Annotated in this window: 26 protein-coding genes, 1 other RNA gene and 1 riboswitch; of the genes, 20 read left to right on the top strand and 7 right to left on the bottom strand. The window is 67.8% G+C overall.

Annotated features, from left to right (window positions below; all coding sequences use genetic code 11):
• Window positions 1-59 precede the first annotated feature (59 nt).
• The 15 genes from ACLIIZ_RS01685 to cobA all read left to right on the top strand — a co-directional run bounded on the left by ACLIIZ_RS01685 (window position 60) and on the right by cobA (window position 11,876).
• Window positions 60-737: an energy-coupling factor ABC transporter permease gene (locus ACLIIZ_RS01685; protein ID WP_416690467.1), complete on the top strand. Its 678-nt coding sequence runs from the start codon at window positions 60-62 to the stop codon at window positions 735-737.
• Window positions 734-1,072: an energy-coupling factor ABC transporter substrate-binding protein gene (locus tag ACLIIZ_RS01680; protein WP_416690466.1), complete on the top strand. Its 339-nt coding sequence runs from the start codon at window positions 734-736 to the stop codon at window positions 1,070-1,072. Before ACLIIZ_RS01685 ends, ACLIIZ_RS01680 begins: the two co-directional genes overlap by 4 nt.
• Window positions 1,062-1,793 carry a cobalt ECF transporter T component CbiQ gene (gene cbiQ, locus ACLIIZ_RS01675; RefSeq protein WP_416690465.1) on the top strand — a complete coding sequence of 244 codons (732 nt, stop codon included), beginning with the start codon at window positions 1,062-1,064 and terminating at the stop codon, window positions 1,791-1,793. Before ACLIIZ_RS01680 ends, cbiQ begins: the two co-directional genes overlap by 11 nt.
• Entirely contained in the window at window positions 1,781-2,623 is an 843-nt protein-coding gene (locus ACLIIZ_RS01670) for an energy-coupling factor ABC transporter ATP-binding protein (RefSeq protein WP_416690464.1), read from the top strand. Before cbiQ ends, ACLIIZ_RS01670 begins: the two co-directional genes overlap by 13 nt.
• Before the next feature lie 40 nt (window positions 2,624-2,663).
• Window positions 2,664-3,473, top strand: a complete 810-nt coding sequence (cobM, locus tag ACLIIZ_RS01665; RefSeq protein ID WP_416690463.1) for a precorrin-4 C(11)-methyltransferase — start codon at window positions 2,664-2,666, stop codon at window positions 3,471-3,473.
• Window positions 3,470-4,384, top strand: a complete 915-nt coding sequence (locus ACLIIZ_RS01660) for a sirohydrochlorin chelatase (RefSeq protein ID WP_416690462.1) — start codon at window positions 3,470-3,472, stop codon at window positions 4,382-4,384. The genes cobM and ACLIIZ_RS01660 overlap by 4 nt, the downstream gene beginning before the upstream one ends.
• A 12-nt stretch (window positions 4,385-4,396) precedes the next feature.
• Window positions 4,397-5,068 carry a precorrin-8X methylmutase gene (locus ACLIIZ_RS01655; protein ID WP_416690461.1) on the top strand — a complete coding sequence of 224 codons (672 nt, stop codon included), beginning with the start codon at window positions 4,397-4,399 and terminating at the stop codon, window positions 5,066-5,068.
• Window positions 5,065-6,216 (top strand): cobalt-precorrin-5B (C(1))-methyltransferase, encoded by a 1,152-nt coding sequence (locus tag ACLIIZ_RS01650; protein ID WP_416690460.1) that lies wholly within the window; start codon window positions 5,065-5,067, stop codon window positions 6,214-6,216. Before ACLIIZ_RS01655 ends, ACLIIZ_RS01650 begins: the two co-directional genes overlap by 4 nt.
• Window positions 6,213-7,496, top strand: coding sequence for a precorrin-6y C5,15-methyltransferase (decarboxylating) subunit CbiE (cbiE, locus tag ACLIIZ_RS01645; protein WP_416690459.1), 1,284 nt, complete (start codon window positions 6,213-6,215; stop codon window positions 7,494-7,496). The genes ACLIIZ_RS01650 and cbiE overlap by 4 nt, the downstream gene beginning before the upstream one ends.
• The gene (gene cobI / locus ACLIIZ_RS01640; RefSeq protein WP_416690458.1) at window positions 7,493-8,275 is read left to right on the top strand and encodes a precorrin-2 C(20)-methyltransferase; all 783 of its coding nucleotides are present in this window, start codon (window positions 7,493-7,495) and stop codon (window positions 8,273-8,275) included. The genes cbiE and cobI overlap by 4 nt, the downstream gene beginning before the upstream one ends.
• 32 nt (window positions 8,276-8,307) lie before the next feature.
• Complete coding sequence (locus tag ACLIIZ_RS01635; protein WP_416690457.1) at window positions 8,308-9,039, top strand: cobalamin biosynthesis central domain-containing protein; 732 nt, start codon at window positions 8,308-8,310, stop codon at window positions 9,037-9,039.
• A 352-nt stretch (window positions 9,040-9,391) separates the two neighbouring features.
• Window positions 9,392-9,796, top strand: coding sequence for a cobalamin biosynthesis protein (locus tag ACLIIZ_RS01630; protein ID WP_416690456.1), 405 nt, complete (start codon window positions 9,392-9,394; stop codon window positions 9,794-9,796).
• The gene (gene cobJ / locus ACLIIZ_RS01625) at window positions 9,783-10,769 is read left to right on the top strand and encodes a precorrin-3B C(17)-methyltransferase (RefSeq protein WP_416690455.1); all 987 of its coding nucleotides are present in this window, start codon (window positions 9,783-9,785) and stop codon (window positions 10,767-10,769) included. Before ACLIIZ_RS01630 ends, cobJ begins: the two co-directional genes overlap by 14 nt.
• The gene (locus ACLIIZ_RS01620) at window positions 10,759-11,133 is read left to right on the top strand and encodes a (2Fe-2S) ferredoxin domain-containing protein (RefSeq protein ID WP_416690454.1); all 375 of its coding nucleotides are present in this window, start codon (window positions 10,759-10,761) and stop codon (window positions 11,131-11,133) included. The genes cobJ and ACLIIZ_RS01620 overlap by 11 nt, the downstream gene beginning before the upstream one ends.
• A complete protein-coding gene (gene cobA / locus ACLIIZ_RS01615) occupies window positions 11,127-11,876 on the top strand; it encodes a uroporphyrinogen-III C-methyltransferase (protein ID WP_416690453.1) in 750 nt (249 codons plus the stop codon). The genes ACLIIZ_RS01620 and cobA overlap by 7 nt, the downstream gene beginning before the upstream one ends.
• A 56-nt stretch (window positions 11,877-11,932) precedes the next feature.
• Here the strand turns inward: cobA and ACLIIZ_RS01610 are convergent, their stop codons facing one another.
• The 6 genes from ACLIIZ_RS01610 to ACLIIZ_RS01585 form a co-directional block, all read right to left on the bottom strand.
• On the bottom strand, window positions 11,933-12,805 hold the full coding sequence (locus ACLIIZ_RS01610) for a Tim44 domain-containing protein (RefSeq protein ID WP_416690452.1): 873 nt from the start codon (window positions 12,803-12,805) through the stop codon (window positions 11,933-11,935).
• 99 nt (window positions 12,806-12,904) lie between these two features.
• Entirely contained in the window at window positions 12,905-14,185 is a 1,281-nt protein-coding gene (locus tag ACLIIZ_RS01605) for a cobyrinate a,c-diamide synthase (RefSeq protein ID WP_416690451.1), read from the bottom strand.
• Window positions 14,185-14,775 carry a cob(I)yrinic acid a,c-diamide adenosyltransferase gene (gene cobO, locus ACLIIZ_RS01600; RefSeq protein WP_416690450.1) on the bottom strand — a complete coding sequence of 197 codons (591 nt, stop codon included), beginning with the start codon at window positions 14,773-14,775 and terminating at the stop codon, window positions 14,185-14,187. Before cobO ends, ACLIIZ_RS01605 begins: the two co-directional genes overlap by 1 nt.
• A gap of 4 nt (window positions 14,776-14,779) precedes the next feature.
• Window positions 14,780-15,553, bottom strand: coding sequence for an ABC transporter ATP-binding protein (locus ACLIIZ_RS01595; RefSeq protein WP_416690449.1), 774 nt, complete (start codon window positions 15,551-15,553; stop codon window positions 14,780-14,782).
• Complete coding sequence (locus tag ACLIIZ_RS01590; RefSeq protein WP_416690448.1) at window positions 15,550-16,527, bottom strand: FecCD family ABC transporter permease; 978 nt, start codon at window positions 16,525-16,527, stop codon at window positions 15,550-15,552. The genes ACLIIZ_RS01595 and ACLIIZ_RS01590 overlap by 4 nt, the downstream gene beginning before the upstream one ends.
• A 6-nt stretch (window positions 16,528-16,533) precedes the next feature.
• Window positions 16,534-18,363: a TonB-dependent receptor domain-containing protein gene (locus ACLIIZ_RS01585; protein ID WP_416690447.1), complete on the bottom strand. Its 1,830-nt coding sequence runs from the start codon at window positions 18,361-18,363 to the stop codon at window positions 16,534-16,536.
• Window positions 18,364-18,468: 105 nt separating this feature from the next.
• A riboswitch (cobalamin riboswitch) is annotated at window positions 18,469-18,673 on the bottom strand.
• Between the two features lie 113 nt (window positions 18,674-18,786).
• Here ACLIIZ_RS01585 and ACLIIZ_RS01580 point away from each other — a divergent pair.
• The 5 genes from ACLIIZ_RS01580 to ACLIIZ_RS01560 all read left to right on the top strand — a co-directional run bounded on the left by ACLIIZ_RS01580 (window position 18,787) and on the right by ACLIIZ_RS01560 (window position 20,856).
• Window positions 18,787-18,984 (top strand): hypothetical protein, encoded by a 198-nt coding sequence (locus ACLIIZ_RS01580; protein ID WP_416690446.1) that lies wholly within the window; start codon window positions 18,787-18,789, stop codon window positions 18,982-18,984.
• Window positions 18,984-19,310, top strand: coding sequence for a cell division protein ZapA (locus ACLIIZ_RS01575; protein WP_416690445.1), 327 nt, complete (start codon window positions 18,984-18,986; stop codon window positions 19,308-19,310). The genes ACLIIZ_RS01580 and ACLIIZ_RS01575 overlap by 1 nt, the downstream gene beginning before the upstream one ends.
• Before the next feature lie 24 nt (window positions 19,311-19,334).
• Window positions 19,335-19,514: non-coding RNA, 6S RNA (ssrS, locus tag ACLIIZ_RS01570), on the top strand.
• A 67-nt stretch (window positions 19,515-19,581) separates the two neighbouring features.
• Window positions 19,582-20,037 carry an EVE domain-containing protein gene (locus tag ACLIIZ_RS01565; protein ID WP_416690444.1) on the top strand — a complete coding sequence of 152 codons (456 nt, stop codon included), beginning with the start codon at window positions 19,582-19,584 and terminating at the stop codon, window positions 20,035-20,037.
• A 12-nt stretch (window positions 20,038-20,049) separates the two neighbouring features.
• Window positions 20,050-20,856 (top strand): sulfite exporter TauE/SafE family protein, encoded by an 807-nt coding sequence (locus tag ACLIIZ_RS01560; RefSeq protein ID WP_416690443.1) that lies wholly within the window; start codon window positions 20,050-20,052, stop codon window positions 20,854-20,856.
• Here ACLIIZ_RS01560 and ACLIIZ_RS01555 read toward each other — a convergent pair whose 3' ends face one another.
• On the bottom strand, window positions 20,857-21,633 hold the full coding sequence (locus ACLIIZ_RS01555; RefSeq protein ID WP_416690442.1) for an enoyl-CoA hydratase/isomerase family protein: 777 nt from the start codon (window positions 21,631-21,633) through the stop codon (window positions 20,857-20,859).
• Between the last annotated feature and the right edge of the window lie 76 nt (window positions 21,634-21,709).

Genomic DNA, 21,709 nt, shown 5'->3' with positions numbered 1-21,709 from the left:
GACTTTCTCCGATTCGTGCTGATTTTCCCCGGGGGTTTCATCGCTTCGGGGAGGAAGTCATGCACATCATGGAAGGTTTTTTGCCGGTGGACCATGCCATCGGCTGGTCGCTGGCGTCGGCGCCGTTTCTTGCCTGGGGCGTGCATTCGGTGCGCCGGCAATTGCAGGCGCAGCCGGAGCAGCGCATGTTGCTCGGCGTTGCCGCCGCCTTTGCTTTTGTCCTCTCCGCGCTCAAGCTGCCGTCGGTCACCGGTAGTTGCTCGCATCCGACCGGCGTCGGGCTCGGCGCGCTGTTGTTCGGGCCGCTGGCGATGGTGCCGGTCGGTTTCGTCGTCCTGTTGTTCCAGGCGCTGCTGCTGGCGCATGGCGGGCTGACGACGCTGGGCGCCAACGTCTTCTCGATGGCCATCGTCGGGCCTTTCGTCGCCTTTGGATTGTTCCGCCTCGGTCGCCGCTGCGGCCTGTCGCTCGCCGTCTGCGTGTTCGCCGCCGCCTGCCTCGGTGATCTCGCCACCTATCTGACCACTGCCATCCAGTTGGCCTGGGCCTTTCCCGATCCGGCCGGCGGTTTTGCCGCTTCCTTGCTCAAGTTCGGCGGCATCTTCGCGATCACGCAGATTCCGCTGGCGATCAGCGAAGGGCTGCTGACGGTGCTCGTGGTCAATACCCTGACCCGCTTCAACGCTCAGGAACTGCAAGGCTTGCCGCTGTTTGCCGGAAACGGGGGCAAGGCATGAAGAAGCAGAATCTGTTGATTTTGGCCGCCGTTGTGCTGTTGACCGTGCTGCCGCTGTGGCTGGTGCCTTATCTGGGCATCGGCGGCGCCGACGGCGAGCGGTTTGGCGGCGCCGACGACAAGGCGCAGCAGGCCATCGCTGCCGTCGCGCCGGGTTACCAGCGCTGGTTCGAGCCGCTGCTGGAGCCGGCCAGCGGCGAGATCGCCTCGCTGTTGTTCGCCTTGCAGGCGGCGCTGGGGGCCGGCGTTATCGGTTACTGGCTGGGTTGCGCGGTGACCCGCGACAAGCTGCGCAAACAGGGCGAAACGCGGGAGCAGGCGCCGCATGCTGATTGAGCAGGCGGCCTACGCCAACCGCTGGCGTGGCGTCAGCCCGGCGGCCAAGGCGGCGTTCGCGCTGGCCGGGTTGCTGGCGGCCTTTGCCGCGGTGTCGCCGGGCGCGGCGCTGCGCCTGGCCCTGTGTTCCGCCGTGCTGACCTGCGTCGGTGCCGGCGTGCCGGCGGGCCTTTACCTGCGCGTTGCGGCGCCGGCGGTGGGTTTTCTTGGTTTGTCCTGCGTCGGGCTGCTGGTGGCGGTCGATCCCGACAGCGGCTGGCGCTGGGCGCCGGAAGCCTGGCCGCAGGTCGCCGCGCTGGCCGGCCGCTCGCTCGCCGCGCTGGCGGCTTTGCTCGGGCTGGTGCTGACGACGCCGCTGTCCGACCTGATCGCGCTGCTGCGCCGCCTGCGTTGCCCGGCCGTGCTGCTCGACCTGATGGTGCTCTGCTACCGCATGCTCTTCGTTTTCTCGCAAGCCGTGCATGAGGTGCGCACGGCGCAGCAGGCGCGCCTGGGCGATGCGACGCTGCGCCACAGCCTGCGCTCGCTTGGGCAACTCACGGCCAATCTGGCGCTGCAGGTCTGGCAGCGCGCGCTGGCCCTGCATCTGGCGGCGCTGGCGCGCAACGGCGACGGCAGCCTGCGCTTCCTGACGCCGCAATTCGCCCACGCCGGGCGCGACACTGCGCTCGCCGTGCTGGCCGGCGGCGGGCTGCTGATGCTGGCGCGGTGGCCATCCTGATGCTGCTCGAAGCCATCTCGCTCAGCCACCGCTACGCCGACGGCAGCCTCGGCCTCGACGGCTGTTCGCTGGCCATCCGCCGTGGCAGCCGCAATGCGCTGCTCGGCGCCAATGGTTCCGGCAAGACCACCTTGCTCATGCATTGCAACGGCCTGCTGCAACCGAGCGCCGGCAGCCTGCGTTTTGCCGGCGCGCCGCTCGACATGAGCCGCGCCGGGCTGGCCGCCTTGCGCCGGCGGGTCGGGCTGGTTTTCCAGAACCCGGACCGGCAGTTGTTTTCGGCCAGCGTCGTCGAGGACGTCTCCTTCGGCCCGCTCAATCTCGGCCTCGACGAGGCGACGGTGCGCGGGCGCGTCGACGAGGCGCTGGCGGCGGTCGGCATGGCCGAACACGCCAATCGCCCGGTGCATCACCTCAGCTTCGGCCAGAAAAAGCGGGTGTGCATTGCCGGCGTGCTCGCCATGCAGCCGGACGTGCTGCTGCTCGACGAGCCGATGGCCGGACTCGACGCCGCCATGCAGCACGAACTGCTGGCCGTGCTCGACCGCCTGGCGGGGCAGGGCATCACCATCGTGCTGTCCACGCACGACGTCGATTTCGCCTATCGCTGGGCCGACGACATCCATTTGCTCGCCGCCGGCCGCTGCCTCGCGGCCTTCGCCGCCGCCGAACTGCCGGCGCAGGCCGCGGCGCTGAAACAGGCCGGGCAGCCGCTGCCGGCGGTGGTCGCGCTGCAAGGCGCGCTGGCCGCGCGCGGCATCGCCGCCGGCGCACCGGCCCGCAGCCTGGATGCGCTGCTGGCGCAACTTTCCCTGGAGGAAGCTCGATGAAATTTTGCCGATTTTGGCGGTTGACCGTGGGATTTTGCCGATGAGCGGCAAGATCTGGTTTGTCGGCGCCGGCCCCGGCGATCCCGACCTGATCACCGTCAAGGGGCGCAAGCTGCTCGAACAGGCCGGCGCCGTGCTCTTCGCCGGTTCGCTGGTCGATCAGGCGGCGACGCTGTACGCGCCGGCCGGCTGCGAGATTCGCGACTCCAAGGACATGACGCTCGAAGAGATGACCGACTGGCTGCTCGCCGCCGCCGCCCGGCATGCAACCGTGGTCCGCCTGCAAACCGGCGACCCCGGCCTCTACGGCGCGCTGATCGAGATGACCCGCCCGCTCACCGCCGCCGGCATAGCCTGGGCGGTGGTGCCCGGCGTCTCGTCGGCGATGGCCTCGATGGCGGCGGCCGGCGAAACGCTGACCCTGCCGGAAGTGACGCAGACGGTGATCCTCACCCGCGTTGCCGGGCGCACGCCGATGCCGCCGGGCGAAGAACTTGAAGCCCTGGCCGCACACCAGACGACGCTGTGCATCTACCTGTCGATCACCCTGCTGCACAAGGTGCAGGACGCGTTGCGCGCCGCCGGCTGGGCCGAGGATGCGCCGATCCTGGTGGTGCAGAAAGCGAGCTGGCCGGGCGAGGAAAAGATCGTGCGCGGCACCCTGGCCGACATCAAGCAGCGCTGCCAGGCCGCGAAGATCGGCAGCCAGGCGATGATCGTCGCCAGCCCGACGCTGGGCGCCGCCGACTGGCCCGACCTCATCCGCTCCAAGCTCTACGACCCGGCCTTTGCCCACCGCTTCCGCCGCGCCAGCTTTTCCCCCGAACTTTCTCCGGAGTCCAGCTCATGAAATCCACCACCTACCTGCTCGTTGCGCACGGCTCGCGCGGCCGCGACGGCAACAAGGAAACCCTAGATTTCGCCGCGCAGTGGCAGGCCCGCCACCCGGACTGGCGCATCGAGGTGTGCTTCATCGAACACGCCGACGTGCTGCTCGACGAAGGCCTGGACCGCGCCGCCACCGGGGCCGGCACGGTGGTCGCCATTCCCTTCATCCTCAACGCCGCCGGCCACGTCAAGATGGAACTGCCGGCAGCGGTGGAAGCGGCGCGCGCGCGGCATCCGCAGGTACAGTTCATCGTCACCCGCCACCTCGGCATGGGGCGCGAGCTGTTCGCCGTCCTGCAAGGCCAGCTCGACCGCCTGATGAAGCAACTGGCGGTGCCCGACCCGCAGACCACCGGCGTCGTCCTGCTCGGCCGCGGTTCTTCCGATGTCGGCGCCAACGGCGAACTGGCCAAGATGGCGCGCTGGCTGTACGAGGAAAACGAACACGAACTGGTCGACCTGGCTTTCACCGGCGTCACCTGGCCGCGTCTGGAAACCATCGTGCAGCGGCAGGCGCGGCTGGGCATGATGCAGATCGCCATCATCCCGGTCTATCTGTTCACCGGCGTGCTGATCGAGCGCATCGGCGAGCAGGTCGCCCGCCTGCGCCAGCAGTACCCGCAACTGGCCTTTGCGCTGGGCCAGCATTTCGGCTTCGACGAAGGCATCTTCGCGCTGCTCGACGCCCGCGTGTCGCCCGACGCGCTGGCCGGCGGCCTGCTCGAATGCGACGGCTGCAAGTACCGCGAACTGGCCGAGGCCGAGCACCTGCACGACCACAGCCACACCGCCATCGCCAGCCCGGCGCATGCCCATGGCCACGACCACGCGCACGAGCACGCCCACCACGGCTGCGCCCACAGCCACGCCTGACCCGGAAGCCGCATGTCCAACACCGTCACCGAACAACTGACCGCCGCCGGCCGCGCCATCGAACACGACTCTTTTGCCATCATCGACGCCGAGGCCGGCCCGCACGCCTACAGCGCCGAGCAATGGCCGCTGGTGCGGCGGATGATCCACGCCAACGCCGATTTCGAGTTCAACGGCCTCACCGCCTTCCACCCCGACGCCATGCAGGCCGGCATGCACGCCGTGCTGAAGGGCGGCACGCCCATCGTCGCCGATGTCGAGATGATCTGCGTCGGCCTGTCCAAGCCACGTTTGCAGCATTTCGGCCTGAGCACGCACCACTACATTTCCGACGCCGATGTGATCGAAGCGGCCAAAGCGGCGGACACGACGCGCGCCGTGCAGGCCATGCGCAAGGCGCAGAGGCTGGGCCAGCTCGACGGCGCCATCGTCGGCATCGGCAATGCGCCGACCGCGCTGATCGAACTGGTCCGCCTGATCCGCGAGGAGGGCGTGCGCCCGGCGCTGGTCGTCGGCATGCCGGTCGGCTTCGTCTCGGCCGCCGAATCGAAGGACCTGCTGATGACCGTCGACGAAGTGCCCTGGGTGGCGATCAAGGGCCGCAAGGGCGGCTCGACGCTGGTTGTCGCCGCCATCCACGCCATGCTCGCGCTGGCCGAAGCGGAACAGAAAAAGGCCGCATGAGCGCCGACGAAAAACCCGCCAAGGTCCGCAAGGGCGACGGCAAGCGCGCGCGCGGCAACCGCACCGGCTTCACCACCGGCGCCTGTGCCGCAGCGGCGGCGCGCGCCGCCAGCCTCGGCCTGCTACTCAGCGAAGTGCCGGAGAGCATCGTCAGCCGCCTGCCGAACGGTCAGGAGCAGGCCTTCCCGGTGCTCGACGGCAGCGTCGAGGAAGCCGCCGGGCTGGCGCACGCCGTCGTCGTCAAGGATGCCGGCGACGATCCGGATGCGACCAACGGCGCCCACCTGACCGCCGACGTCCGCCTGCTGCCGCACCGTGCCGGCGAGATCGTGCTCAAGGGCGGCGTTGGCGTCGGCGTGGTGACCAAGGAAGGCCTGGGGCTGGAAGTCGGCGGGCCGGCGATCAACCCGGTGCCGCGCCGCAACATCCTCGACAATGTGCGCGCCGTGGCTGGCGAACTGCTCGAACACGACGGCCTCGAAGTGAGCATTTCGGTGCCCGGCGGCGACGAGATGGCAAAAAAGACGCTGAACGCCCGCCTCGGCATCCTCGGCGGCATTTCCATCCTCGGCACCACCGGCATCGTCCGCCCGTACTCGACCGCCGCCTTCCGTGCCAGCGTCGTGCAGGCGGTCGATGTCGCGGCGAAGCAGGGGCAGACCAGCGTGGTGTTCACGACGGGCGGGCGCACCGAGAAATTCGCCATGCGCCAGTTGCCTGAACTCGACGAATCCTGTTTCGTGCAGATGGGCGACTTCGTCAAGGCGGCCTTTGCCAGCGCGGTCAAGCGCAAGCTGCCGCAGGTTTACATCGGCGCCATGGTCGGCAAGCTGACCAAGATGTGCCAGGGCCTGGCCGTGACGCATGCCTGGAAAGCCGAGGTCGACCGCAACATCCTCGCCGACTCGGCGCGTGAAGTCGGCGCGCCGGACGAACTGGTCGAGGAAATCCGCGCCGCCGAAACCGCCCGCTTCGCCGCCGAACGCCTGGCGACGCTCGGCCTGTCGGTCGCTTTCCATGAACAACTGGCGAAGAAGGCGATCCGCGCACTCAAGGGCCAATACCCCGGCAGTTACCGGCTGGCCGTGCTGGTCTGCGATTTCGACGGCAATTTCATCTGCCGCGTCGATGAGGAGGCTGCGTCATGAGTTCAGAGGTTTTCCTCGTCGGCATCCTCGACGACGGCTGGGCCGGCCTCGGCGACGCCGCCCGCCAGGCGCTGAGCGGGGCCGGGCTGGTGATCGGCGTCGGCCGCACGCTCGATCTGCTGAAAACGCAGTTGCCGAACGCCGAACTGCGTGCCATGGACGGCGCGCTCGCGCGCGTGCCGGGCTGGATTGCCGAGGCACGCGCTGCCGGCCGGACGGTTGCCGTGCTGGCGACCGGCGACCCGCTCTGCCACGGCATTGGCGGCTACCTGCTCGGGCAACTGGGCGGCGCCGGCGTCCGCGTGCTACCGGCGCCATCGACGCTGCAGATCGCTTTCGCCCGCTGGCAGAAACCCTGGCAGGACGTGGCCATCGCCTCCTGCCACAGCCAGGATGCCGGCGAATGGCAGTCGGGCGCGACGCCGGCGCACGGGCTTTACCCCTTGCTGCGGGCGGTGGCGCTGAACCGCCGCGTCTTTGCCTTCACCGGCCCGGACAACGACCCGGCGCGGCTGGCGCGGGCGCTGATCACCGCCGGCTACGGCGACGAAGTCCGCCTGTCGGTGGCCAGCCGCTTGCTGCTGGCGGATGAAATGGTGGCCAGCGATTCGTCGGCGGTCGACGTGGCGCAGGGGTATTTTCCTGACCCCAGCGTCGTGCTGATTGAGCGTTCGCTGGACGCCGCGCCGGTCTTCGGCCGCGACGACCTCGACTACCTCCAGCGTTCGCCCGAAAAAGGCCTGATCACCAAGCAGGAGGCGCGCGCACTGTCGCTGGCCAAGCTGCGCCTGAAGGCCGATAGCACGGTCTGGGACATCGGCGCCGGTTCCGGTTCGGTCGGCCTCGAAGCCGCCGGGCTGGCGCCGCTGGGCCATGTCTGGGCGATCGAGAAGAACGCCGCCGACGCCGCCAACGCGCGCGCCAACGCCGAGCGCTTTCGCGTCGGCAACTACACGTTGTGCGAAGGCAAGGCGCCGGCGCTGCTCGACACCTGGCCGGACCCGGACGCGGTGTTCATCGGTGGCTCCGGCGGTGAACTGGACGAACTGATCCGCCTGATCCTCGCTCGCCTGAAAGCCGGCGGCCGGCTGGTGATGAACTTCGTCACGCTGGAAAACCTGGCGACGGCGACGAGCGCACTCAAGGCCATCGGCGCCGGCTGGGACGTGGTGCAACTACAGGCCAGCCGCAGCCAGCCGATACTCGACATGCACCGCATGGCGGCGCAAAACCCGGTGTGGATCGTCACCGCCTGGACCCAAGACAAGGAAAATGCATGACTGAACAACAACACTACGGGAGACTCATCGGCGCCTCGCTCGGCCCTGGCGACCCCGAACTGATCACCCGCCGCGCCTGGGCGGCGCTGCAATCCGGCGCGCGCTGGCTGTACCCGGTGAAGAAGGCCGAGGAATCGTCCTACGCGCTGGCCATCGTCGAGCGCGGCGGCATCGCCGTGCCGGCCGACGCGGTCGAACTGGTCTTCCCGATGACGCGCGACGCCGAACTTCTCGCCAAGGCCTGGGCGCGCGCCGCGACGCAGACTGTCGAACTGCTCGCCAGCGGCCGCGACCTCGTCTTCCTGGTCGAAGGCGACGCCTCGACCTTCGCCACCTTCGGCCACCTCGCCCGCGTCGTGCGCGAACTGGCGCCGGAGGTCGAGGTCGAGACCATTCCCGGTGTCTCGTCCTTCGCCGCCGCTGCGGCGACCACCGGCGTCACGCTCGCCGAGGAGGACGAAACCTTCGCCATCATCCCGGCCGCCTACGGCGTCGAGGTCATCAACCACCTGCTCGACGAGTTCGACACGCTGGCCCTGCTGAAAGTGAAGCCGCTGCTCGACGAGGTCATCGACCTGCTCGAACGCCGCGAGCTGCTGGCGACCTCCGTGTTCATCGAGAAAGTCGGCTCGCCGGAAGAACGCATCGTCCGCGACGTCGTCAGCCTGAAGGGCGAAAAGGTCAATTACCTGTCGCTGCTGCTGGTGCAGAACCCCAAGCGCGTGCGCGGCGAACTGCGCCGCGGTTGCCGCAAGCGCCAAGTCGCGGTCACGGCGTAAATCCTGCGGTCGACCGGAAAAATGAGCCAAAAATGAAGATAGCAGTCGTCTCCATCACCAAACACGGCATCGCGCTGGCCGGCCGGGTCGTTGCCGCGCTGCCCGGTGCGCAACTGTTCGCACCGGAGAAATTCCGCGCCGAAGCCAAGGCCGCCGCGCCCGGCGCCGCCAACAGTTACGCCGGCAAGGTCGGCGAGCAGGTGCCGGCGCTGTTCGCCGCCTTCGACGGCATCGTCGCCATCGTCTCGCTCGGCGCCGTCGTCCGCCTGATTGCCCCGCACTTGAAGGGCAAGGAAGTCGATCCGGCCGTGGTCGTCGTCGACGAAGCCGGCAGGTTCGCCATCCCGGTTCTCTCCGGCCACCTCGGCGGCGCCAACCGGTTGGCCGGCCACCTCGCCGCCGTGCTCGGCGCCCAGGCGGTGCTGACCACTGCCTCGGATGCGCGCGAAACCATCGGCGTCGACCTCCTCGGCCGCGAACTCGGCTGGACCTTCGAGGCGACGCACGACGAACTGGTGCGGGTCAGCGCGGCGATGGTCAACGACGAGCCGGTCGCCCTGGTCCAGGAAGCCGGCTCGCCGGACTGGTGGCCAAACCACGCCAACGGCCGCAACGGCCCGCTGCCGGCCAATGTGACGCGCTTCGCAAAACTGGAGGAAGTCGACGTCGGCCGCTACGCCGCAGTGCTGTGGATCAGCGAGCGGGCGATGCCGGCAAGCTACGCGGCGCAACTGGCCGGCCGCTGCGTGATCTATCGCCCATGAAAATCCACCGCATACGCAACCACGGAGCACCACTCCCCCCCTCGCGAGCGCCGAGCAGCGCAGGCCGGCCGGGGGCCGTCGGTTCGCAATGTTTGAGCCGCAGGCGAGTTTTGCGAACCGCCCGGCCGGTCGAGCAGCGCAGGGAACCGGGCCGACGGCCCGGCGCGAACGTGGGGGTCGCCTTTCTTTGCTTCCTTTCTTTGGCGAAGCAAAGAAAGGGAGACGCCGGTCAACGGCGGAAAACAGCGGCCGAACTGGAACCCCGCTCGTTTTCGCCTGACCTTCGCTGCTTGGCGCTCTCGAAGGGAGAGAGATCCGCGCTCCGTAGTTGCGCACCGAGAGCGAGGGTATTTTGAAAATCACCCTCGGCCTCGGTTGCGACCGCAACACCCCCGCCAGCACCATCGCCAGCTGCATCGAAGAAGCGCTCGCCGCCTGCGGCGCGACGCCAGACGATGTCCGGGCGGCAGCCAGTATCGACCTCAAGGCCGACGAACCCGGCCTCCTTGAAGTCATCGCCCGCCACGGCTGGCCGGCGCTGTTCTACCCGGCCAGCGAACTGGCCGCGGTCGACGTGCCCAATCCGTCGGAAACCGTGCGCAAGTACACCGGTACGCCGTCGGTTTCGGAAGCCGCCGCGCTGCTCGCAGCCGGCGCCGACAAAACGCATCTCCTCATCGAAAAACACCGGCTGCGCGGCCCGGACGGCCGCAATGCCACCGTCTCCATTGCCAGGATTCCCCATGAACGCACCTGACCATCCCGCCGCCCAAGGCAAGATCATGCTCGTCGGCCTCGGCCCGGGCAGCCACGACCACCTGACGGCGCGCGCCCGCGCGGCGATTGCCGAGGCCGACACGATCATCGGCTACGTCACCTACATCCGCCTGATAGCCGACCTGGTCGAGGGCAAGGAAGTCATCAAGAAGTCGATGACCGAAGAACTCGACCGCGCCGTCGAAGCGCTCGACCGCGCCCGCCAGGGCAAGAAGGTGGCGCTGATCTCCTCGGGCGATGCCGGCGTCTACGGCATGGCCGGGCCGACCTTCGAGGTGCTGTTCCAGGCCGGGTGGACGCCGGACGCCGATATCGAGGTCGAGATCGTCCCCGGCGCCTCGGCGATCAACACCTGCGCGGCGCTGGTCGGTGCGCCGCTGACCCACGATTTCTGCGCCATTTCGCTGTCCGACCTGCTGACGCCCTGGCCGACCATCGCCCGCCGGCTCGACGCGGTGGCCTATGCCGATTTCGTCGTCGCGCTGTACAACCCGAAGAGCGGTCGGCGCACGCAGCAGATCGTCGAAGCGCAGCGCCTGTTCCTGCGCCATCGCGACCCGCAGACGCCGGTGGCCATCGTCAAGTCCGGCCACCGCCCGAAGCAGCGCATCGAGCTGACGACGCTGGAGCGCATGGCCGAGGCCGAGATCGGCATGCTGTCGACGGTACTGATCGGCAATTCCAACACCTTCATCAAGCACGGCCTGATGGTGACGCCGCGCGGCTACGCCAACAAGTACGCGGTGGAGGCCGGCGAGCGCAACACGCATGCCGGCGAACAGGCCGGGCGTTCCTTGTCCACCGGCCTCAACGGCTGGCTGGCGACGATCCAGGCGAGCGGCCGCAGCGCCGCCGAACTGGCCGCCGACTACGGCCTGCCGGAGGATTACATCGCCGCCGCCTTGCTGAGCGAACTGCCGCCGGCAGGCGAGGAGGCTGAAATTGAAGGCTGAACGCGCCGTGAGCGAGATCATCAAGCCGAAGATCCGCGACTACAGCCGGCAGATCCTGGTGTGCACCGGCCCGCGCTGTACGCAGAACGGCGAGGGCGAGGCGCTGTTCAACGCCTTGCAGGGCAAGCTGCGTGCCGCCGGCCTCGGCGTCGATGCCGGCCCGGCGCGGATCAAGCGCACGCGCACCGGCTGCGTCGCCGCCTGCCAGGGCGGGCCGATTGTCGCCGTGCAACCGGACGGCGTCTGGTATTACAACGTGACCGACGAGAACATCGACCGCATCGTCCAACAGCACCTGAAAGACGGCGCGGTCGTCGAAGACCTGGTCTTTCACCGCAACGGCAGCGGAGTCGAAGCATGCTGAGCCGCGGCAGCAAATTTCCGGCCGGGCGCGTCGCGCTGATCGGCGCCGGCCCCGGCGACCCAGAACTGCTGACGCTGAAGGCCTACCGGCGCCTGCAGCAGGCCGAGGTGATGCTCTACGACAACCTGGTCAGCCCGGAAATCGTCGATTTCTGCCCGTCGACCGTGGAGCGCATCTACGTCGGCAAATCGGCCGGCAACCACACGCTGCCGCAGGAGGAAATCAGCCGGCGCCTGCTCGACCTGGCCCGCGCCAGCCGCCGCGTGGTCCGGCTGAAAGGCGGCGATCCCTTCGTTTTCGGGCGCGGCGGCGAGGAGATGGCGCTGCTCGTCGAGCACGGCATCGAAGTCGAGATCGTCCCCGGCATCACCGCCGCACTCGGCGCCGCTGCCGCCTTCGGCTTTCCGCTGACGCACCGCGACCATGCCCAGAGCTGCGTCTTCGTCACCGGGCACTACAAGGATCACAGCATCGACCTCAACTGGCAGGCGCTCGCCCAGCCGCAGCAGACGATCGCGATCTACATGGGCGTTGGCGGGCTCGACATCATCGCCCGGCAGTTGCAGGCGCACGGGCTGCCCGGAGCGACGCCGGCAGCGCTGATCTACCGCGCCACCTGGCCGAACCAGAAGATCTATCCGGCGACACTGGCGACGCTACCGGAAGTCGCCCGGCGCCACGCGGTCGCGCCGCCGGCCCTGCTCGTCATCGGCGACGTCGTCGCGCTGGCGGAAAATCCCTGAGCCAAAAAAAACCGACCGGGCGAACCGGTCGGTTTTGTCTTGTGGCGCCGCAGCGCTTACTGAACTTGCTGGATGCCGGCGATGACCCAACCGCGATTGCCGTCGCGCGGCTTGGTCATGTGCCAGACTTCGGCGAAATCGATCACCGGGCCGTCGCGCTCTTCGCGAATCTGGCCGCTGAAGTGGACGCTGACGATGTAGCGGTTGGCTTCCTCGACCACTTCGATGACCTGGGCGTCGAGATGGACGACGTCGGTTTCCTGCGCCGCACCCTTGCGCTCGTCGATCGCCATCTTGATCTCGGCGAACATTTCCGGCGACGAGAACTCGCGGATGTCGTCGAGGTTGCCGGCGTCGTTGGCCGCCTGCAGGCGGATGAAGTTGACCTTGGCGTTGCGCACGAAAGCTTCGACATCGAAGTCGGCCGGAATGTTGCCGCCAGTCGATTCAACGGCCTGGGCCGCCGACGTGAAGGACGAACCACCTGCCGGCGTGAAATCCGGCCGCGCCACATTGCCCGGCTGGCCGCCGTAATTGGCACCAGCGCCGGCGTACTGCATGCCCTGCGCCTGAGCGCCGGCCTTCTTGCGCATGAAGAAGCCGATGGCGGCGATCACGGCGAAAGCCAGCAGGGCGATCATCATGAAGTTGGCCAGTCCTTCGCCGAAACCGAAGTGCGAAGCCAGCGCGGCCAGACCGAGACCGGCGGCGAGACCGGCAATCGGCCCCATCCATGAGCGCTTCGGCTGCGCCTGCGGGGCCGCAGCGGGTGCCTGATGCGGCGCTTGCTGGACGTTACGGCTCGGCGGCGTGGCTTGGCGCTGCATGCCGAACGAGCTACCACCACCCAGGCGTTTGGCTTCGGCGTCGTTGATGTTGAGCGTCAGGCCGAGGATGACGGCCGCCGCCATGGCGATGAATTTGTTCATGAATGTCTCCTTTGGGGAACAAGTGGGGGCATTGTACGCAGCCAACGCCTTCCAAAAAAACAGGGTGACGCTAATTGACGATCCGAAAAAACCGGAAACTCAAGCACCAAACAGCGCTGCCGCTGCCTGCGGCTGCGACGGGAAATAGAAATGCACGTAGGAGGCGGTCAGCCGCTGCCGGCGGAAGATCGCCTCGCCCTCGCGGCCTTCGGCAGTGACAGCGCGACACAGCGGCGACAGCGGCGTCTCGCTCTTCGAGTAATGGAAGGTGTGGCCAGCCAGCCGGCCTTCCGGCAAGTCGGCGAACTGCGTGCCGAGCGCCGCCAGGCGCGGCTGCATGACCGCCCGCCCGGGCAGCAGACCGGCGAAGCGGTACGTCTGGCCGGCCTTGTCCACCACTTCCTCGAACAGGCTCATCATGCCGCCGCACTCGGCGAGCAGCGGCTTGCCGGCGTCGACGTGGGCGTGCAGCGCCTGCCACAGGCCGACATTGGCGCTCAGCGCGGTAGCGTGCAGTTCCGGGTAGCCGCCGGGCAGCCAGACGGCGTCGCACTCGGGCAGCGGATCGCCGGCCACCGGCGAGAAGAAGCGCAATTCGGCGCCGAGCCCGAACAGGGTTTCCAGGTTCGCCGGGTAGATGAAGCCGTAGGCCGCGTCGCGGGCGATGGCGATGCGCCGGCCGGCAAGCAAGGGCGGCAGGGCCGGCGGCGGGGCGGCGGTGAAATTTACCGCTTTGGGCAAGTCGACCGTGGCACTCGCGGCGAGCGCGTCGGCCAGCTTGTCGAGGCGGCTTGCGAGGTCGTCGATCTCGGCCGCCTGGAGCAAGCCAAGATGGCGCTCGGGCAGGCTGTCGCCACTCTTCGGCAGGGCACCGAACCAGCCCATGCCGGGTTTCAGGCTTTCCTGGAGCATGGCGGCGTGGCGCGGGCTGGCGACGCGGTTGGCCAGCACGCCAGCGAACGGCAGGCCGGAGCGGTAGGTCGCCAGGCCGTGCGCGACGGCACCGAAGGTCTGGGCCATAGCGCCCGCGTCGATCAGCGCCATGACCGGGATGGCGAAACGTTCGGCGATGTCGGCCGCCGACGGCCTGCCGTCGAACAGCCCCATGACGCCCTCGACCAGGATCAGCTCGGACTCCGCCGCCGCGCGGGCCAGTCGCCAACGCGCGTCGTCCTCGCCGCACATGCCGAGATCGAGGTTCTGGCACGGTCGACCGCTGGCGAAGGCATGAATCTGCGGATCGAGGAAATCCGGCCCGCACTTGAAGACGGTGACGCGCCGCCCCTGCCGCGCATGCAGGCGGGCCAGCGCGGCGGTGACGGTGGTCTTGCCCTGGCCGGAAGCGGGCGCGGCGACAAGCAGGGCGGGACAGGCCGGCATCAGTACTCCAGCCCGGGCATCGCCTTGACCCCGGCCTGGAAGGCGTGTTTTTCCATGCCAATCTCGCTCACCGTGTCGGCGGCATCGCGCAAGGCCTGCGGCGCGGCGCGGCCGGTGACGATGACGTGCTGCAGGGCCGGACGCGAGAGCAACCTGGCGATCACCGCGTCAAGGTCGAGCCAGCCGTACTTGAAGGCGTAGGTCATCTCGTCGAGGACGACCAGGCCGATCTCCGGATTTTCCAGGTGGCCGCAGGCGATTTCCCAGGCTAACTGGGCGGCTTTGGCGTCGCGCTCCTTGTCCTGGGTTTCCCAGGTGAAGCCTTCGCCGCCGACATGCCAGGCGACGTTGGGCTGCTGGCGGAAGAAGGCTTCCTCGCCGGTGTCCGAGCGCCCCTTGACGAACTGGACGACGCCGACCTTGAAGCCATGGCCGAGCGCCCGGGCGACGACGCCGAAGGCGGCCGAGGACTTGCCCTTGCCGTTGCCGGTGTTGATCACCAGCACGCCGCGTTCCTGTTGGGCGGCGTCGATCTTGCCGTCGATCACGGCCTTTTTCTTCTGCATGCGTTGTTGGTGGCTGATCGTCATGGGCTTACTCCGGAATGAAACAGCGCTGGCCGTGGTCTTCGATCTGCCGCAGCCCGTAGCCGTAGAGTCCGGACAGCGTTGCCGCAGTCAGGACGGTATCGACCGTACCCTGTGCGCAACGGCCGTCGCCGTAGACCAGCAGCGCCCGGTCGCAGAAGCGGTGGGCCAGCGCCGGGTCGTGCAGGACCATGACGACGGCGGCGCCGCAATCGCGGGCGGCACCGGCGAACAGTTCGAGGACGGCCATCTGGTGGTTGAGGTCGAGATGCGACAGCGGTTCGTCGAGCAGGTAGAGCGGCGGCGCCTGGGTCAGCAAGGTGGCGATGGAGAGGCGCTGGCGTTCGCCGCCGGACAGCGTATGCACCTGGCGCGCCTCCATGCCGGCCAAGCCCAGCGCCTTGAGCGCGCCGCGCGCCAGTTCGGCGTCGCGCTTCGACTCCCAGTCCCAGCGGCCGAGGTGAGGATGGCGACCGGTAAGGGCGGTTTCGAGCACGGTCGAACCGAAGGGGTCGCTCTGGAACTGGCCTAGCCAGCCCCGGCGCAAGGCCGCCTGACGCGGCGGCAGCAGGGCGCAATCTTCGCCATCGAGCAGCACGGCGCCGGCTCGCGGCGGACGCAGGCCGGCCAGCGTGGACAGCAGCGTCGACTTGCCGGCACCGTTGCGGCCAAGGATGGCCAGGCTTTCGCCCGGCTGCAGGCTCAGGTTCAGGCGGTCGACAACGGTCTTGCCACCGATATCGACGCTGAGCTGCCGGGCTTCAAGCAAGGGGGCGCTCACTTCGGCTGCCTCGACAGCAGGAAAAGGAAGACCGGCACGCCGATCAGCGCGGTGAGGACGCCGACCGGCAACTGCTGCGGGGCGATCACGGTGCGCGCCGCGGTGTCGGCAAAGACCAGCAGCGAGCCGCCAGCCAGCACCGCGGCCGGCAGCAGCAGGCGCTGGTCGTTGCCGAGCGCCAGCCGCACCAGGTGCGGCACGACCAGCCCGACGAAGCCGATCGAGCCGGCGGTGGTCACCGAAGCGGCGGTGGCGAGCGAAGCGAGCAGGTAAATGACGACGCGCAGGCGGTCGATCGCCACCCCCAGCGCCTGCGCCTGCATCAGGCCGCGCGACAGCAGGTTGAGTTCGCGAGCGAAGGGCATGGCCGCCAGCAGCGCCAGCGCCAGGACCAGCAGCGTCGGCCACCAGGTATAGGTCTGGCCGAGATCGCCCATCAGCCAGAACAGCATGCCGTGCAGCTTGCTCTCTTCGGCGATCGACAGCATCAGCGCGATCAGCGCGCCGCAGCCGGCGGCGACGATGACGCCGGTGAGCAGCAGGCGGGTCTGGGTCCAGCAGCCGTCGCCGTGCGCCAGCCCGAAAACCAGGAACATGGCGCCGAAGGCGCCGGCAAAGGCGAGTCCGTCGACAGCCAGCAGCGGCAGCCCGAGCAGCATCGCGAACATCGCGCCAACCCCGGCGCCGCCGGAAACTCCCAGCACGTAGGGATCGGCCAGCGGATTGCGCAGCAGCACCTGCATCAACGCGCCGGCCAGCGCCAGCAGGCCGCCGCAGGCAAAGCCGGCGAGCGCGCGCGGCAGACGCAACTGGACGACCATGGCACCGGTCCCGTCGCCCTGGCCGAACAGGGCGGCGACGATTTCCGCTGGCGCCACGCGCAGGCTGCCGGCCGCCAGCGCCAGCGCGAAACTGGCCAGGCTGAGCAAGGCGAGCGAGGCAAGAATCAGGAAGGCGCGGCGGCGGGTCGGCATGCGGGATTACTTCGGACTGTAGCGGATGCCGATGAAGGCGTTGCGTCCCGCCGTCGCATAACCGTCGGCCAACGTGTAGTCGCGGTCGAACAGGTTGTTGATGCGGGCGAAGACGGCCCAGTCCGGCGAAAAACGGTAGGCGGCGTAAAGGTTGGCGAGAGTGTAGCCGCTCAGGCCGACGCGCGCATTCGATTTGTACTCGTAGCGCTTGCCGCTCGCCGTCAGCTCGAAGCGCCAGTCCCAGTCGCCGACGCTGCGGGCGACCGCCGCCGCCACCGTGTGCCGGGCCCGACGCGGCAACTGGCGGTGGTTGCTGCGGTCTTCGGCGTCGAGCCAGTCGTGGCTGGCCTGCAGGTCGAAACCGGCCAGCCGCCCTTGCCAGGCAAGCGTCGTTCCCTCGATGCGGGCGTTTTCGACGTTGGTCGGCTGATTCAACGCGCCGACCTTGGTCCACACGATCATGTCCTCGATCCGGTTGAGGTACCAGGTCAGCGAGACGTGCTGGCTGCCATTCTCGTAATGCAACGCCGCTTCCCGGTTGCGCGACGACTCCGGGCGCAGGTCCGGGTTGCCGGCATAGCTGCCGCTCGCCGGATAGTAGAGTTCGTTGAAGGTCGGCGCCTTGAAAGCGGTACCGGCACTCAGGCTGGCCCGCCAGTTCGGCGAGAAGCGGTAGCCATAGGCGAGCGAGCCGGAAGTCTTGTCACCGAACAGCGAATCGTCGTCATGGCGAACCGACGCCTGCAGCCGGTGCGCACCGAAGCCGCGATTCCAGCCGAGCTGCACGGCATCGTTGCGGCGTTCGTCGCGGGCATAGTTGCCGCTGGTGTCAATTTCCTGTTCGAGACGTTCGACGCCGAGCAGGAAATTGCCGAGGCGGCCCTGGATGTCGTGCTGCCAGGCGTATTGCCGCTGTTCGGTGTTGAAACGGCTGTTACGGATGCCGTCCTTGAGGTTGCTCGAATCGTCGATGCTGCGACCGACGCTCAGGCGACTGGTCCATTGATCGCTCAGGGCGTTCTGCAAGACCAGGCTGGCCGCGCCGTTGCGCGTGCTGTTGACCCAGTTCACCTTGGCGCCGGAACCGTCATAGCGGCTGCGCCCCTCGGCATGCAGGATGCTCAGGCCGAGTTCGTGGCCGGGCGCGAACTGGTAACCCAGGCTGCCGGCCGCCGCCCGGTTGCGGAAGCCGTCGCGGTCGGGATTGGCTTTCGGGTCCTTCGGCTTGCTGTTGAAGCCGTCGCTCGCGTCTTCGCTCAGGTTCAGCGCGTAGCGCCAGCTACCCTGGCTGCCGGCCAGCCCGGCGCTGGCCGAGCGGGCGCTATCGCTACCGCCGCCAGCGGTAGCTGAAAACTTCAGCGGCCCGCTGCCACGCCGGGTAAATACCTGGACCACGCCGCCGATCGCTTCGCTGCCGTAGAGCGACGACGCCGACCCGCGGACGATCTCGATGCGCTCGATCTGCGCCGCCGGGATGCGCGACCAGGTCGGCTCGCCGGAAGTCGCCGAGCCGACGCGCATGCCGTCGATCAGCAACAGGACGTGTTTGGGATTGGCGCCGCGGACGTACAAGTAGGACGCTGCGCCCGGGCTGCCGTTGGCCGCCATCTGGATGCCGGGTTGCGCGGCGAGGATCTGTTCCAGGCTGGAATGGCCGGCAGCCTCGATCTCGGCGCGTTCGAGGACGGTCGTATCGGTGAGGACTTCGTCGGCGCGCATGGCCTGACGGGTGGCGGTGACGACGACATCGTCGAGCTTGACGGTTTCGGCGGCGCCAGCGACTGCGACGCAAGCAGCCGGCACCAGGCCCAGCAGGGGCCGGAAACGGATGGACATGATTTTCCCTTTCCCGGCAGGCGTCCCCGCATGCCGGAATGCGTTGAAAAGGAAACGCACGGGCAGGGCGCAGGTCGGGAAACCGGCGCCACCACCCCGTGGCATTTCCGTGAGGCATGGCAGGCCGGTATCCGGGCTCGCAAGTCTTGACGCATCGCCTTCCCAGGTTTCCCCAGTGGCTTCGTGATGCGCCCGCACTTGCTTACCGTTGCGGGGGCAGCAGCGGCTTGGTCTCGGAGAGACGCACCGCTTTCCCGTTTAACCGCATGGAATAAAATTCGCTTACGGCACCTGACAAGTGGGGCATTCTACATCGCCGCTTCAAGCAGCGCGAGCCGGCCTCTGCGCAAAAGCGATAAATCACTTTGAAAATAGCCGCTTAGTCCTTGACCAGACTACATTTATCCCTCTATAGTGCGGCCCATGAATAGCGAACTCGAAGCGCTCGAAACCAAGATCGATCAGGTCGTCGCCCTGGTGCACCAGTTGCGCGCCGAAAACGAAGTCTTGAAAAACCAGATCGCCGCTGCCGAAGCGGAACGCCTGCATTTGCGCTCGACCATGACGGCCGCCCGCGAACGCCTCGAAGGCCTGATCGAACAGATTCCCGAGGATGCCTGATGAGCGGCGAGCAGAATTTTCTCGACGTCAAGATCATGGGCCGCGAGTACCGCGTTGCCTGCCTGCCCGAAGAACGCGATGCCCTGCTGGCGGCGGTCGACATGGTCGACGGCAAGATGCGCGACATCGCCCAGCGCACGCGCAGCACGATCGCCGAACGCGTGGCGGTGATGGCGGCGCTCAACATCGCCCACGAGCACCTGGGCCAGCCCGTGCCGGAAGACAACCAAGAAACGGTTGCGTCGCCGGAAACGAAGCGTAGAATCGAAGCCATGGGAGCACGGTTGGATGCCGTGCTGGCACCCCAGCAGCAACTGGACTTCTGACCGGTTGCGGGGTGGCCCGCCGAGTGTCCCCTGCGGTGTTTGTTAAGGCCATATATTCCTTGAACCAATGCTGATTGGCATCGGTTGCGGACCAGAAACCCGCTGTTGTGCGCGTTCTTCGTCGAACGTGCCTGATGCGGAAGGAAAGCAGCCACTCTGAACCCAGGTTCAGGATGCCGGCCTGACGGCACTCGCGGGGGCTTTTTTTGACAGGTGGCAGCTGGTCTGCCACCTGTTTTCATTTTGTGACCGGAAGATGCAGTACTGGCTGATGAAATCGGAACCGGACGAGGTTTCGATCGACGACCTGGCGGCCGCGCCGCAACGCGCCTTTCCGTGGACCGGGGTGCGCAACTACCAGGCGCGCAACTTCATGCGCGACGCCATGCAGCCCGGCGACCTCGCCTTCTTCTACCATTCCGGCTGTAAAGAACCGGGCATCGCCGGCATCTGCGAAATCTGCTCGGACAGCTATCCGGATCCGACCCAGTTTTCCGCCACCGACAAGTATCACGACCCGAAATCGACACCCGAACAGCCGCGCTGGTGGCTGCGCGACGTGCGTTTCGTCAGCCGCTCCCGGCTGCTCGGTCTCGGCGAGCTGCGCCGCCATCCGGAACTGGCCGGCATGCGCGTGCTGGCACGCGGCAACCGGCTGTCGATCACGCCGGTGACGGCTGCGGAGTGGCAGTTCATCACCGGGCAACTGCTTGCCCCCAGCAATTAGGAATCGACACACATGACCCCGGAATGGATTCTGGCCTACCTGGCCCTCGGCGCCTTCGTCGGCTTTTTCGCCGGGCTGCTCGGCGTCGGCGGCGGCGGCATCATGGTGCCGGTGCTGACGACGATGTTCGCGGCGCAGGGCTTTCCCCACGAACATCTGGTTCATGTCGCGCTCGGCACTTCGATGGCGGCCATCGTCGTCACCTCGATCTCCAGCCTGCGCGCCCACCACGCGCACGGCGCCGTGCGCTGGGACATCGTGCGCGGCATCGCACCCGGCGTTCTGCTCGGCACTTTCGCTGGCACCTTCGTCGCCTCGCGGGTGGCAAGCGCGCCGCTGGCGATCTTCTTCGGCTGCTTCATGGCCTACGTCGCCCTGCAGATGATCCTCAACGTCAAGCCCAAACCCTCCCGCGAACTGCCGGGCCCGCTCGGGCTGGCCGGGGTCGGCGGCTGCATCGGCATCGTCTCGGCGCTGGTCGCCATCGGCGGCGGCTCGCTGTCGGTGCCGTTCATGACCTGGTGCAACGTCAAGATGCAGAACGCCATCGGCACCTCGGCGGCGATCGGCCTGCCGATCGCGCTCGCGGGCGCCGCCGGCTACCTGATCAACGGCTGGGGCAGTACCGGCCTGCCCGACTGGTCGATCGGCTTCGTCTATCTGCCGGCGCTGGTCGCCGTCAGCCTGGTGTCGACCTTCACCGCGCCGCTCGGCGCCCGCCTTGCCCACCGACTGCCGGTGGCAACCTTGAAGAAGATCTTCGCCGCCGTCCTGGTCCTGCTGTCGACGAAGATGCTGCACACGGTTTTTGGCGGCTGATCAGCGCGCCTTGAACTGCGGCTTGCGCTTTTCGAGGAAGGCGGCCAGCCCCTCGCGGTAATCCTCGGTGTCGAGAAAGGCGAAGGAGGCGGCCTTTTCCGCATCGCTCAGCGGCCGGCCATCCTGCAGGCGACGGATCCACTGCTTGTGCCAGCCGGCAACCAGCGGCGCACCCTGGCAGATGCGGCGGGCAGTGGCATAAGCTTCGTCGCAGACCTGAACATCCGGCACGACACGCGTCAGCAGCCCCTTTTCGTACGCCTCACGGGCGCCAAGGATGCGCCCTTCGAGCAGGATTTCCTTGACCACTGCGGCACCGGCCAGGCGCAGCAAACCTTCCATTTCGCCGGGATACATCGAGAAGCCGAGCTTGTTGATCGGCGCGCCGAACTTGGCGCTCTCGCCGGCAATCCGCAGATCGCAGGCGCCGGCGATTTCCAGACCGCCGCCGATGCAGGCGCCCTGGATCAACGCCACCGTCGGGTGCGGCGAATCGGCGATGGCGTTGAGCGCTGCAGCAACTTCGCCGTGATAGAGCAACGCCTGTTCGAGTGTGGTCCGGGCACTGACGAATTCCTCGAGATCGCCGCCGGCGGCGAAAGCGGCTTCGCCAGCACCGCGCAGGACGATGCAGCGCACGGCAGAATCGGCAGCGAGGGTCGCCATGTGGTGACTCAGGGCGCGCCACATCGCCAGGTCGATGGCATTCAGCTTGGCGGGATTGTTCAGGGTCAGGGTGGCGATTTCACCGTCAATTTTCAGGTCAATGCTGCTCATGTTCCATGTCCAAAATTACGCATGCGTAAACTTACATACACTGTAAGGTTATCGGGTCTTATATAAGATACAATGC

It is taken from the genome of Azonexus caeni (assembly GCF_048146105.1).
Lineage (GTDB): Bacteria > Pseudomonadota > Gammaproteobacteria > Burkholderiales > Rhodocyclaceae > Azonexus > Azonexus aromaticus_B.
This window is presented reverse-complemented; position numbering and strand designations above follow the sequence as displayed.